Origin of the sequence: Engelhardtia mirabilis (genome assembly GCF_007748095.1) — a bacterium.
Classification (GTDB): Bacteria; Planctomycetota; UBA1135; order UBA1135.
On sequence record NZ_CP036287.1, the window covers coordinates 2,685,373 to 2,698,953 of the forward strand.

At 71.2% G+C, this 13,581-nt stretch carries 8 protein-coding genes; 5 read left to right on the forward strand and 3 right to left on the reverse strand.

The window, feature by feature from the left end; genetic code table 11:
- The first annotated feature begins 511 nt into the window (after positions 1 to 511).
- The 5 genes from hpt (at position 512) to Pla133_RS09860 (ending at position 8,901) form a co-directional block, all read left to right on the forward strand.
- A complete protein-coding gene (hpt, locus tag Pla133_RS09835) occupies positions 512 to 1,057 on the forward strand; it encodes a hypoxanthine phosphoribosyltransferase (protein ID WP_145064740.1) in 546 nt (181 codons plus the stop codon).
- Positions 1,058 to 1,500: 443 nt separating this feature from the next.
- Positions 1,501 to 2,634 carry an RluA family pseudouridine synthase gene (locus tag Pla133_RS09840; protein WP_145064741.1) on the forward strand — a complete coding sequence of 378 codons (1,134 nt, stop codon included), beginning with the start codon at positions 1,501 to 1,503 and terminating at the stop codon, positions 2,632 to 2,634.
- Complete coding sequence (gene truD / locus Pla133_RS26140; protein ID WP_419192313.1) at positions 2,631 to 5,657, forward strand: tRNA pseudouridine(13) synthase TruD; 3,027 nt, start codon at positions 2,631 to 2,633, stop codon at positions 5,655 to 5,657. The genes Pla133_RS09840 and truD overlap by 4 nt, the downstream gene beginning before the upstream one ends.
- A 415-nt stretch (positions 5,658 to 6,072) precedes the next feature.
- Entirely contained in the window at positions 6,073 to 6,942 is an 870-nt protein-coding gene (gene mtnP / locus Pla133_RS09855) for an S-methyl-5'-thioadenosine phosphorylase (RefSeq protein ID WP_145064742.1), read from the forward strand.
- A gap of 288 nt (positions 6,943 to 7,230) precedes the next feature.
- On the forward strand, positions 7,231 to 8,901 hold the full coding sequence (locus Pla133_RS09860) for a M28 family peptidase (protein ID WP_419192314.1): 1,671 nt from the start codon (positions 7,231 to 7,233) through the stop codon (positions 8,899 to 8,901).
- Between the two features lie 49 nt (positions 8,902 to 8,950).
- Here Pla133_RS09860 and Pla133_RS09865 read toward each other — a convergent pair whose 3' ends face one another.
- The 3 genes from Pla133_RS09865 to Pla133_RS09880 form a co-directional block, all read right to left on the reverse strand.
- Positions 8,951 to 9,712: a hypothetical protein gene (locus tag Pla133_RS09865; RefSeq protein WP_419192315.1), complete on the reverse strand. Its 762-nt coding sequence runs from the start codon at positions 9,710 to 9,712 to the stop codon at positions 8,951 to 8,953.
- A 351-nt stretch (positions 9,713 to 10,063) separates the two neighbouring features.
- Positions 10,064 to 11,869 (reverse strand): S16 family serine protease, encoded by a 1,806-nt coding sequence (locus tag Pla133_RS09870; protein WP_419192316.1) that lies wholly within the window; start codon positions 11,867 to 11,869, stop codon positions 10,064 to 10,066.
- A 557-nt stretch (positions 11,870 to 12,426) separates the two neighbouring features.
- On the reverse strand, positions 12,427 to 13,575 hold the full coding sequence (locus tag Pla133_RS09880; RefSeq protein WP_419192317.1) for a DegT/DnrJ/EryC1/StrS family aminotransferase: 1,149 nt from the start codon (positions 13,573 to 13,575) through the stop codon (positions 12,427 to 12,429).
- Positions 13,576 to 13,581 lie beyond the last annotated feature (6 nt).

The window sequence follows — 13,581 nt, forward strand, 5'->3', positions numbered from 1 at the left end:
CAGGTCTGGTCGAGTGGCAACGGGACGACTTGCTCGGGGTTGCCGAGCTAGCTGGGGTTCTGAGCGAATCGGAGCCGGACGATTCGGATCCACGCCAAATCGGTCTCGAATCCGGGCGCCTCTTCCTTCGGACACCTCGATCTTCGGACGCCTCGAACTTCGAACGCCGTCCCCGATGGCCCGGATGAGGAGGGTCCGGATCGCCAGGGCCCGGGTGGGGAGCACGATTCGCGCCCCGCCGTCCTCGGGAGGGTCCACGGATTCACTCCGAGACTCCTCGAGCGGCCCGAGCGTGGCTCGGGTCACTCCGGCAGGGGGATTCTAGTGTCTGAACTCGCACGAAGGACCGTCCACCCCGGTGGTTTCGGCGAGAGCGAGTGTCCGCTAACCTGTCGGATCGACCCGAGGGCGATGAAGTCCTCCGACCGCCTCCCCCGCGGTCCCGTTCCCGCGGTGCCCGTCCAATCCTGCGCGGGCGACCTCCTCGACCCTCACTCACGGCCGATTCCAAGTGCACGACGACATCGAGACCGTCCTCTTCGACGAACGTGAGATTCTGAGTGGGATCGATCGGGTCGCGGCCGAGCTGACCGCCACCTACCGGGGCGCCGACTTCACGGTGGTCGGTGTGCTCAAGGGGTCCTGCATCTTCGTTTCCGACCTCGTCCGGCGCATTCCGATCCCCCTGGAACTGGCCTTCCTGGCGGCCTCGAGCTACCGCGACGGGACCACCTCCGGAGAGCTCGACCTGAACTTCTTCCCCTCCGAGAACGAGATCGCGGGTCGCCGACTGCTGCTCGTTGACGACATTCTCGACACGGGGCGGACCATGTCGTCCCTGCGGGCCGAACTCATGTCGCGCGGCGCCGCCGAGGTCCGGACCTGCGTCTTCCTCGACAAGCCCGCCCGGCGGGCGGTGGAGCTCAACGCGGACTTCCGCTGTTTCGAGGTCGACGACCTCTTCGTCGTGGGCTACGGCCTCGACTACGCCGGGCGCTACCGGAACCTGCCCTACGTGGGCGCACTCAAGCCCGAGGTCTACGGCGCCAGCGTCTGAAGTCCCATCGAGCTGCTGGACTCGACGGCCGGTTCCTTCCGAGCGAGGGACCGTCCGCCATGAACGCCCCGCGCCGCCAATCGCCGCGCTGCAGCCCGATCCCCACTGCATAACTCGCTCTCTACCGCCTAGTGTCCTGGATCAGAAATTTGGCGTCACTTCCCGGGCTCCGATCGCCGCTGGCGTCGCCAGCGCCTCCTCCGAGTATCGCAGCGGATACGCGTCGTCGGCGCGCCTAGCCAGCATCGATCGGACCTCCGGGCAGTGACGCCGAATTTCTGATCCAGGACACTAGCGCGGACCCCCGGCGCCGAGCATCCGCGCCGCCCCATCGCAACGACTGGCGACGCTCCCCGCCGCCAACTGCCCGACGACCTGTCGCCGGGCAGCGCTCTTCTCAACCAGGAACGCCTCCACGACGCGCCGCGCGCGTCCACGCCACCATGTCCACCGGCTTCGAAGGACTCGAAGACGCCGAGTACCACGTCGTCCCTGACGACTACCACGGGCTCGAGCTCGATGAATACCTGTGCCTGCTCTTCGCGGGGCGGGCCAAGGGGTTCCTGCGTCAACAGGTTCGCACCGGGCGGGTGTTGGTGGATGGCGAGCCTGCCCTGCCCTCCCAGCGAGTGCGCGGGAACCAGGTGCTGGTCCTGGCCATCGACCAGAGCGAGGCCGGCGCGGCGCCGGTGGCGCCCGAGTACGAGGTGCCGGTCCTGTACGAGGACGAGCGGCTGATGGTGGTCGACAAGCCGCCCGGCCTGGCTGTCGAGCCCGAGCGTTGGAAGCGTGACGCGGCGACCCTGGCCGGGGCTCTGCTGGCCCGCGCGCGGTCGGCCGGAGTCGTCCCCGCCGAGGAGACGGACGCCTCCGAGGGGGAGGACCCGGAGGCGACGCTCGAGCGGGCCCTCGGATTCCGTCCGCGCATCGTCCACCGTCTCGACAAGGACACCTCCGGGTGCGTCGTGGCGGCGAAAGAGCTGGAGACCGAACGCCTGCTTCGTGCGGCATTCGAACGGGGCATCCCCTCGAAGCGCTACCTGGCCCTGGTGGAGGGCGAACACCCCCTGCCCGACGGCGAGATGCAACTGATCGATCGGCCGCTCCTGGTCGACGCCAAGAAGGGCGGCAAGGTGCGCGTCTCCGGCGCCGGCAAGCCCTCCCAGACCGAGGTGCGCGTGGTCGAGCGATTCCACGGCTACACGCTGCTGGAGTGCCGCCCGCGCACTGGAAGGACACACCAGATCCGCGTCCACCTGGCGACCGAAGGCTTTCCGCTGGTGGTGGATCCCCTCTACGGCCGGCGCGATGCCCTGCTGCTGTCCGAGCTGAAACGTAACTACCGCGCCAAGCGCGGCCGACCCGAGCGCCCCCTGTGTGCTCGCCTGACCCTGCACGCGGCTTCGATCGCCGTGCCCACCCGACTCCCCGACGAGCGTCCGCTCGCCCCCGTGCCCGAGCAGCTCGGCACCGGACCCAGCCCCGACGGGGATTGGATCCGCGTGGTCTCCGAGACACCGAAGGACCTGCTCCAGACCCTCCGCCAGCTGCGCAAGGTGCGCCCCCTACAGCGATGAGACTCAAACAACGTGTCGGCGACTTCGTGGTTCGTGAGCTGCTGCGCTCCGAATACCTGGTCGACCATGGCCCCTTCCGCGTGTACCGCGTCACCAAGCGCAAGTTGACCACCCCCGAAGCGGTCTCGGTGCTGGCCGAGCAGGCGGGCGTGGATCGCGAGCAGATCTCCATCGCCGGCCTCAAGGACCGCCAGGGGATCACGGTCCAGCACATGTCCGTGCCCACGGGCCCGGAGCTCGTGATCGATCTGGGCGACATCAAGATCGAGTCGATCGGCTGCGCGACCGAGGCCCTCGAGAGCTCCCACAGCGACGGCAACGCCTTCGAGATCACGGTGCGCGCCCTGTCGCGCGGCGAGGTCGACGCCCTGCGTGCCAACCTCGAGGACCTGCGAACCTACGGCCTGCCCAACTACTTCGACGACCAGCGTTTCGGCAACCTGCGCTCGGGCCAGGGTTGGGTCGCGCTCGATCTCTTGCGCGGCGACGTGGACGGCGGACTGCGGCGCATGCTGTGCGAGCCCTCGCCCTACGACGAGGATCGCGTGCGTCGGGTCAAGCAGGAGCTGGACGAGAACTGGGGCAAGTGGGACGAATGCCTCGAGGTCGCCCGGCGCCTGGGCCTGCACCGCTCGATCTTCGAGCACCTGGTCGACAACCCCGAGGACCAGGCGGGCGCCTTCCGCTTCGTGGCCTCGCGCCTGCGGTTGATCCAGCTCTACAGCTTCCAGTCACACCTGTGGAACCGGGCGGTCACCGCCCTGATGCGCGAGTCCGTTCCGGTCGAGGAGCGTTTCGTGCTCGATTCGGTGGAGGGGCCGCTGGTCTGCCCGAGCGGCAAGCCGCCGATCTCCGACGGCATGACCGAGAGCTTCCCCCTGCCGGGGCCCGGCCTCGACGGGGTCGACAATCCGGTCCACGAACGTCTGTTGGCCGACGCTTTGGCCGAGCACAAGTTGGTTCCCGACCAACTGCGGATCGATAACGTGCCCGGCTTCCAGCTCAAGGACGAGCCGCGCCCGCTGATGATCGTCCCGCGCCACCTGCGCGTGCGCCCGGCCGAGTTCGACACGGAGAACCGCGGATCGAAGATGGTGCGGGTCAAGTTCGAGTTGCCGCGGGGGGCCTACGCCACCCTGGTGATCAAGCGCCTGTGCGCGACCCGCGTCGGCAGCGACGCGGAGGCAGACGCGGCCGCACGGGCGGGCGAATCGCGCGACCTGCGCGGACCGCGGGATCGCGACGGCGAGACGCGTGGTGGCGGTCAGGGCCCGGGCGGCGGCTACGGCCAGCGCGACTCCGGTCCGCGCGGCGGGGGCAACTTCGGTGACCGCAGCGGCGGTCGCCGGGAGTTCGCCGGAGGCGGGCGCGACGACCGCGGCTTCGGCGGCGGCCGGGGCGGCCCCCGAGATCATGGTGGCGGCTACCGACGCGACGATCGCGGCGGCTACGCCCGCAACGACCGCGACGGCGGTCCGAGCCGCGGCGGTGATCGCTACCAAGGCGGCCGCCCGAGCGGCGGGCCGGGCGATCGCGACGCACGAGCCGGCGGCGACCGCGGGGGTTACCGCCGCGACGACCGTGACCAGCGCGGCGGCGGCTACTCCGGCGGTGGTCGATCCGGCGGTGGCGGCTACGGCGGTGGCGGCTACGGCGGTGGCCGGCCCGGAGGCAGCGACTCACGTGGTGATCGGCCCGGCGGCGGCTACTCCGGCGGTGGTCGATCCGGTGGTGGCGGCTACGGCGGTGGCCGGCCCGGAGGCAGCGACTCACGTGGTGATCGGTCCGGCGGCGGCTACTCAGGCGGTGGTCGATCCGGCGGTGGCGGCTACGGCGGTGGCCGGCCCGGAGGCAGCGACTCACGTGGTGATCGGCCCGGCGGCGGCTACTCCGGCGGTGGTCGATCCGGTGGTGGCGGCTACGGCGGCAGCCGTTCCGGCGGGAGCGTTGGCGGCGGCGGATACAGCGGCGGCGGCCGGTCCGGCGAGGGCGAATCACGCGGTGATCGACCGGGTGGCGGCTATTCGGGCGGCGGCCGGCCCGGCGGCGGAGGCGGCTACGGCGGCGGCCGTTCTGGCGGAGGCTATGGCGGCGGCGGTCGTTCCGGCGGTGGCGATTCGCGCGGTGACCGGCCGGACGGAGGCTACTCGGGCGGAGGCCGGTCCGGTGGTGGCGGTTACGCCGGCGGCGGCCGATCCGGCGGAGGCCATGGCGGCGGAGGCTATGGCGGCGGCGGTCGTTCCGGCAGCGGCGCCTCACGCGGGGATCGACCGGGCGGCGGTTACTCCGGAGGCGAGCGCTCCGGCGGAGGCGAGTCGGGTGGCCGACGCTACGGCGGCGGCAGCTACGGCGGCGGAAGTCGACCCAGCGGCGGCTACTCGGGGGGCGGTCGATCCGGCGGAGGCTACGCGGGCGGTGATCGCTCCGGCGGTGGCGGATCGGGCGGCGGCTACTCCGGCGGGAGTCGCCCGGGGGGTGGCTATTCCGGTGGCGGACGTTCGGGTGGCGGCGGCTACTCCGGCGGAGGTGGCAATCGACGCGACGATCGCTCCGGTGGCAGCAGGTCCGGCGGCGCAGGCTGGGGTCGCGGCGGCCCGTCCGGTGGCGAGCGCACGGGCGGCGAATCCTCGGGCGGCGACCGGCCGGGCGGCGGCGGAGGCTATCGCGGCGGCGATCGAGACAGCGGGGGCGGCTACCGGCGGGATGACCGCGGCAGCGGCGGTGGCTATCGCGGTGGCGGTGCTGGCGGCGGAGGCTACCGAGGCGGCGGCGGCGGTGGCGGCGGTCGATCGTCGGGTGGCGGCTATTCCGGCGGCCGCTCCGGCGGAGGGTACGGAGGCGGCGGCGACCGCAACCGTGGCGCATCCGGCGGCGACCGCGGGAACGATCGCGAGCAGGGCCGCGGCGGTTGGGGCAAACGACGCTTCGATGCCGGTGGCGATCGACCGAAGTCGGGGCCCGATCGCGGATCCGACGGAGGTGATCGCAAGGGCTCGGACTCCGGCGGCTCGTCGGAGAGCTGATCGAGGCCAGGCGGCCGCCCCGATCCCCACCGCTCGCTGCGCCAGGGCGCGGCCAGAGCGGTGGGGGGGGCGGCTTCCGCCGCCTTGTGGGGCGAGGGGCCCGCGGCCGGAGGCGACCGTGAGGGCTCGGACTCCCGTGCTTCGACGCTGAACTGCTCGAGTCCCGGCGGAAGGGCCATCGCAACCGCTCGCTGCGCAAGGGCGCGGCGAACGCGGTGCCGAAGGCTGCTCTCGTCGTCTCTCAGCGCGATCGGCTTCGGGCGCTCCGCGAGCAACGCCGCGGCCCGCGTGGGCCTGCTTCGGGTGCGCTCGCGCCGCGGCAGGTCACGGTGTAGAGTCCAGCGCGCGGCCGCTCCTGCGGGTCGCCCCCGCCCCTGGCCTGCAACTCGCAGCCGCAACTGCTACGCCCTGGAACATGACCCAATCGGATGTTGTCGTCGGTGTGATCGGAGGCTCCGGCCTCTACGAGATGGACGGTCTCGAGGACGTGCGCGAGGTCAGCCTCGCGACGCCCTTCGGCGCACCGAGTGACGCCTACATCACGGGCACCTTCGCCGGCGTCTCGATGGCCTTCCTGCCGCGCCACGGACGCGGCCATCGCATCTCGCCGTCGGAGCTCAACTTTCGCGCGAACATCTGGGGCCTCAAGAAGCTCGGCGCGACACACATCGTGTCCGTCTCCGCCGTGGGGTCCATGCGCGAGGACATCGTGCCCGGCGAGTTCGTGGTCATCGATCAGTTCTTCGATCGGACTCGCCATCGTCCCGACACCTTCTTCAGCGACGGGATCGTGGCGCACGTGCTGTTCGCCGACCCGGTCTGTCCCGACCTGCGTCTGTTGATGCTCGAGGCCTGTCGCGAGGCGGGGATCAAGGCCCACGACGGAGGGACCTACCTGAACATGGAGGGCCCGCAGTTCTCGACCCGCGCCGAGTCGAAGATCTACCGGCAGTGGGGGGTGGACGTGATCGGCATGACCAACCTCCAGGAGGCCAAGCTCGCGCGCGAGGCCGAGATGAGCTACGCGACCCTGGCCATGGCCACGGACTACGACTGCTGGCACGAGGGGCACGATGACGTCACCGTCGAGGCTGTCCTGGAAGTGGCCCATCGCAACGTGGGCAACGCCAGGGCGGTCGTGAAGGCGGTCGTTCCCAAGATCGCGGCAGGTCCTCCCAGCCGCTTTGCGAATGCCCTCGAGCACGCGATCATGACCTCCAAAGAGCACATCTCGCCCGAGGTTCGTGAACGGCTCGGGCTGCTGATCGACAAGTACCTGGACTGAGTCTCACCCCTCGCCGCCGCTCCCCTGACCCCAGCAGCTCCCATGCGACGCCCCGCGCCACTGCCCAGCGCGTTCGATACCGACGACCGGTCGACCCTCGCCGCGGAATCCGCGCGGCACCGAGTGGTGGGATCCAAGCGCGGGGTGGCGGAGGGAAGAGCGAAGCGAGCGCTTCGGACGGCGTTACTCACGAGCGCGGTCGCCTGCGTGGGCGGGCTGGCCCTGTGGGGTTGCCGCAACGGTCCGTCCGCGGATCTGCTCCAGCGCAGCATCGCCGAGGCCGATCAGATGCGCGAATCCGAGGAGGCCTTCGACCCGCGCGGCGCGGTCGAGGCTCCGGCGTGGCATCGGGGACCGGGCGTGGTCGTCGAGGACACGGGCCCGGCGCGCTTCGTGCCCAAGATTCACGGCGCCTTCGACCCCGACCGAGCTTTCGAACGCGTGCGTTGGATGGAGGCCCAGTACCGCGCGCCGGGCAACGATGATTACGAGGCGGCGATGGACCGCTTGATCGAGGAGCTCGAGGCCCACGGCTTCGTTGCCGATGGCGGCTCCAGCGACGCGACTGGTCCTGGCGACTCGAAGCGGGACCGGACCCTCGAATTGCGTGTGATCGAGACTCCCGTGGACCTGCCGGCTTGGAACCCGATCTCGGGGTCCCTGACCCTGGAGGAGGCCGACGGCGAGATCCACCTGCTGCACGGCTTCGACGACGTCGCCGAGACGGACCGGACGATGTTGCCGATCAACGGGCCGGCGGGGGACGTGTCGGGTCCGATCGCCCTGAGCCTGGACGACCTGCGCCCGGGCGACGTTCTGGTGACCGAAGTGCGTCTGCCCCAGGTGGTGCGGCGGGCGGAGGCACGGGGCGCGGTGGCCGTGGTCTCCTCGTCATTGGGGAGCTACAACGTCGATCCGACCGGCGCCGACCGCCACCTGGACGCGATCCAGTACCGCCAGCTGCACACGGTTCCGGGGATTCCCGTCTGCCAGATCTCCCAGCGCTCGCTCGAGGTCATCACCGCCGCGACGGCCCGTGGAGGGGCACAGTTGCACCTGAAAGTCGAGGTGGAGTTCGCGCAGCGACCCCTGCGGACGCTGGTCGCCGTCGTCGTCGGCCGCAGCAAGGGGAACGAAGTCATGGGTATCTCGGCTCACCTGCATGAGCCGGGCGCCAACGACAACTCCAGCGGCGTCGCGACCTTGATGGAGTGCGCCGTGCTTCTCGCCGACGGCATCAAGGACGGCAGCCTGCGCCGGCCCGACCGCTCGATCGCTTTCATCTGGGGCCACGAGTTCCAGCAGACCGCCGCCTTCCTCGACAACACGGAGCGCACGGTGGTCGCCGGGATTTCGGCCGACATGACCGGCGAATCGCTGGAGCGAACAGGTGCCATCGCCCTGCTCGAGCGCATGCCCGATCCCGGTGCGCTGATCACCCTGCCGCCGGACGAGCACAGCGCCTGGGGCGCGGGCGACGTGACCGAGGACAAGCTCGTACCCAGCGGTCTGGCGGTGATCGCGCGCTGCGCGATGATCGACGTGGGCTTGGGCGAGGGCGGTTGGGAGTCAGCCGACCACCCATGGGAGGGTGGCAGCGACCACGACGTCTACTTGGCCGAGGGCGTCCCGGCGGTGCTCTTCTGGCACTTCACGGACTTCGCCTACCACACCAGTCTCGACCGCCTGGAGATGGTCGATCCGCTCGAGATGCGGCGCATGGGCTCGGCGATCCTCGGGACCGCCATGGCTGTCGCCGCTGCGAATCCAGGCGACCTCGACCGCTACGTGCGGAGCGTCGAAGTCGAGCGCTCCGTGCGCGTGAAGGCGGCGCGCGAGGCCTTCGAGTTGGACACGGCGCAGCAATGGGAGAGCTGGTCGAACGGCGCTCGGTCTTGGCTGCGCCGGCTGTGCCTCGGTCTCACCGAAGACGAAGCCGAGCCGTTCATCGGTCGCTGAAGGGCCGCTTGACGGCTGACTTCGGCGTTATCCCACCCCGGGTGCGCGCTCAGCGTTCGGGGCGCTTGCCGCCGAGGGCTGCGTCGAGTTCGGCGCTGCTCAAGGCGCCGTCGCCGTCCAGGTCGAGGCTGGCGACGACCGTCGCAGGCCGCACGGGCAGGGTCATCGGGAACTCGAGGGCGGTCAGGTCCTCGACGGTGATGCCGCCGTCGCGGTCGAGGTCCAGTCGCGTGAACGGCGGCACGGGGCCGGCGATGCGCGGCGGCATGGGCACCTCGCCGAGCCCCGCAGGACGCGAAATGGGGGTGCCGAAGAGGCCTTCGAGGGTCGTCGCCTCGGCGCCGAAGAGGTGCACCGGCGACGAGCGCAGGGTGTCCAGCAGCGTGGTCAGGAACCCGATCTCGTTGAGTTCGAGCCTTTGGGACGAGTCCGCGTCGAGCTGGCTCAGTGCCAGGGCGGGATCGATCTCGGGCACGTCGTAGTCGTCGAGCAGTCGAGTCAGCTCCGCCAGGTCGAGGGCACCATTGAGATCGGTGTCGTAGGCGTTGCGCAGTTGGTCCGTGCCCCGCGCCGGTGCGGCCACCGCTTCAGCGGGGGGGACCGGGGGCTGGAAGGCGCCCACGCGCTCGATCGCGGCCCTGTAGCGAGCTCCGAACTCCGCCTGACTGACGCGGCCATCGGAGTCGGTGTCATACCGACCGAACTCGTCGCGATCGAGCAGCAGGGCCTGCTCCGCCTCGCGGAAAGAGATCCAGCCGTTGGAGTCGTAGTCGGCGGTGCTGAAGTACTCGCGCTCTTGCACGGTCTGCACCGCGTCCGGGGCGGGGGCCGACTCGGCGGCAGTCGGTTCTTGCCCGGCCCCGGTAGCACCCCGGCCAGCTTGAGCCGCAGTCACGCTCCGAGCCAGAGGCAGGGCCGAGGCGAGGGCGCCGCCCGCACCGAGGGTGCAAGCGATCGCGATGGAAATCCCGGGTCGACGCATGCCCCCTAGACTACCCGCACGGGTCGAACGATCGCAGGCCCTGCACGCAGTGCCGATCGGAGTGACCGGCTGGTGACGGCCGATCCGGAGTCGGTCGCTGGAGCCTCCGCCCCACGGGCTCTCCTCGGCTGCTGTGGTGCCCCGTTGCCCGCCCGTCCTCTGCGGGGACGAGTCGGTGGGTTAGCGGGGGCCGGGCCGGCCCCGTGCGGCTCGGGGTTTGGACCCGCCCTCGTCAGCGCCGGGTCTCGGCCCCGGGGAACGGCCCGAGCCCCGTCCCCGGCGCGGCAAGAGAGCCAGCTCGAGAACCTCGTCGATGCGGCTCACTAGGTGGATCACCAGGGGCTCGCGAACTTCGCTGGGCAGCCGCATCAGCTCCTCGGCATTGCGACGGGGAACGACGACCTCACGCACCCCGGCCCGCGCAGCGGCCAAGAGCTTCTCGCGCAGGCCGCCGACGGGCAGGACCGCACCGTGCAGTGAGACCTCGCCCGTCAGCGCCAGGTCGTGCCTCGCAGCGCGCCGCGACAGCAGCGAGTACAGCGCCACGACGATCGCCGCCCCGGCGGAGGGTCCGTCCTTGGGGATCGCGCTGGCGGGGAAGTGCAGGTGCAGGTCAAGTTCGTCGAGATGGTTGGCGGCGAGTTTCAGTGAGCCGAGGCGCGTGCGGCCCCAGGAGAGCGCCGTCTGGAAGGACTCGCGCATGACCTCGCCCACTTGACCCGTCAGGATCGTGCGACCGCTGCCCGGCATGGCCAATGCCTCGATCGGCAGCAGCGCCCCGCCCGTGGACGTGTAAGCCAGACCGAGCGCCACGCCGATGCGCGGACGTCGCGCGCGCACCTCGCTCTCGACCAAGGCCGGGCCGAGCAGGGTGCGCACGTCGCTGCGTCGCACGCGCAAGCCGCTGCCGCCGCGCAGGACCTCGGCCGCGGCCTTGCGCGCGAGCGTGTCCAGCCTGCGTCCGAGTTGGCGTACCCCGGCCTCCTCGGTGTGCTCTCGGATGATCGCGCGCACCGCTGCCGGCGTCGGCGTCAAGGACGGCGCGTCGATCCCCGCCCGCGAGCGGGCGCGCGGCAAGAGGTGTCGACGTGCGATTTCGACCTTGGCGCGCTCTGTGTAGCCCCAGAACTCGATCACGTCGAAGCGGTCGATCAGGGCCTCGGGCATCTCCTCGTGATCGTTGGCGGTCGCGATCAAGAGGCAGCGCGAGAGGTCGAAGGGCAAACCCAGGTACTGGTCGAGGAACTCGCTGCGAAGGTCGGAGTCCAACAGTTCGAGCAACGGTCCCCCGGCGTCGCCGCCCCCGCCCAACTGCAGCTTGTCGAGCTCGTCGAGCAAGATCACGGCGTCGGCCCGCCCCGCGCGGCGCAGGCCCTCGAGGATCGCGCCCGGGAAAGCGCCTTCTTGTCGGTGGCTGACGCCGCCGAGCTGGTAGTCGTCGGTCATGGCGCCCGTCGCGAGGTTGACGAAGGGTCGCTCCATGGCGCGGGCCAGGGCCCGGGCGAGGCTCGACTTGCCCGTGCCGGGCGGCCCCACGAACAAGAGGGCGTCCCCGCGGCCAGTGCCGCCCAGCTTGGCCACGGCCAGGGACTCGAGCACGCGCTGAACGACCTCGTCGCAGCCGGCGTGGGTCTCGGCCAGGTGTCCGGCGATGCGGTCGAGATCGGGCAGGTCGCGCCCCTCCGGTGTCCCCGTCGAGCCGTCGCCAGGGCCTCCCGGCCAAGGCAGGGAGAGGACCCAGTCGATCCAACCGATCAAGCGGCCCGCTGTGGCCGAGGTGGGAGGCAGGTCGGCGAGTTGGGCGAGCTCTCGGGAGAGGGCGGCACGGTGCCCGGAGGGCAGGTTGCAGGACGCCAGGCGCTCCTGCAGGTGGTCGGTCAGCCTCGCCCCCGTATCGACCCTCGAACCACGCTTCGACCGATCTAGAACCCCCTCTAGGGGGCCCAGGGGCAGAAGTTGGCTGTCGTCTTCGAGTCGGTCGCTCATTGGAGAGGGGTCCTCGCTCGGCCTCGGGGACGCTCGCTGGACCTGATCCATGGTGCGCGGTTGGCGCCCCTGGAAGGGTCCGAACGGGGGAAGCCCGAGCAGCGTTAGGACCGCCTTCAGTATCGACCGGTTACAGACCTCGGGCGGGATCGAGCACCAAACGGCGCGTCCTTGCGTTCAGACCTGGGTCCGGACGATGCGCCAATCCTCGAAGGTCCAACGGGTTGGGGTCGAGGACCTGGCCGGGGTCTCCGGCGTCGACCTGGCGCAGGACTCCCGGCTGGGTTTGGGCCCACCCCTCCGGCTCCGTCAACCGGGTGCCGTCCTGGGCGGCACTGGCGGCACTGGCGGCACTGGCGGCACTGGCGGCACTGGCGGCACTGGCGGCACTGGCGGCCCGCGCCCGGCCCACGGCGCGGCGTCCGCCAGGCCCCGCAGCGCGGTCGCACGGCGCACTCGAAATCCGATCCGCTGGGGCCCCGAGGCCGAGTCGGCCGAACCACGCGAGGGGACCCGGCCGCGGCCCGCCGGGCGCCCGCCCTGGCCCCGCGCAGCGGTCAGCCCGCGGCCGTGAGGACCGCTTCGGCCACCCGATCGACGTCCCCGGGCTCCAGGAAGGGATGGATCGGCAGGCACAGGACCTCCCGCGCCAACTGCTCGGCGCCGGGGAAGTCCCCGGGACCGTAGCCCCAGTCCTTGGCCGCCTCCTGGACGTGGACGCAGCGGGGGTAGTGGACCGCCGCCGAGATGCCCTGGGCGGCGAGGGCCGCTTGCACCCGGTCGCGCGCGCCGTCCTCCCCGAGGATGCGGACCGCGAACTGGTGGAAGGCGTGGGTCGTGCCGGGCTCCACCCGCAGGGCCGAGACCGTCTGACTGCCTTCGAAGGCCGAGTGGTAGCGGGCGGCGTGCTCGCGACGCCGGGCGTTCCAGGCGTCCAGGTGGGGCAGCTTCACGCGCAGCACCGCCGCCTGCATCGCTTGCAGGCGCGAGTTGGTCCCGACGCGCCCGTGCATGTACTTTGCCACGCTGCCGTGGTCGCGGATCTGCGACGTGTCGCAGGCCACCTCACCGCTCTGGGTCAACACCATGCCGCCCTCGCCGGCAGCGCCCAGGTTCTTGGTGGGGTAGAAGGAGAAGGCCGCCGCGTGTCCGTGGACTCCGCAGCGCCATTCGTTTCCGTCGGCGTCCGTGCGACCGGCACCGTGGGCCTGGGCGCCGTCCTCCAGTACCCAGAGACCCTTCGGATCGGTGATCGCCCGCAGGGCCGGGATATCGACCAGCGCGCCGTAGAGGTGGACCGGGACCACGCCCACGGTCTGGTCGTCCAAGGCGGCCGCGACCTGGTCGAGACGCATCAGCGCCGTGTCCGGGTCCACGTCCACGAAGGTCGGCCGCGCGCCGGACCAGGCGATCGCGCCGGCCGAGGCGAAGAACGTGAACGGCGTGGTCAACACCTTGGCCCCGATCTCGAGACCCAGTGCGCGCATGGCGACCACCAGGGCGTCGGTGCCCGAAGACACGCCGACGCCGTGGGCAGCGCCCTGGTAGGCGGCGAACTCGCGTTCGAACGCTTGGACCTCGGGCCCCAGGACGTAGACCCCCGAGGCGAGCACGCGCTCGAGGGCTTCGATCAGGGCCGTTCCACATTGGGCGCGTTCCGCGACCAGGTCGAGGGGAGCGATGGGGCGGGGTTTCGTGGTGGTCACGGGAGT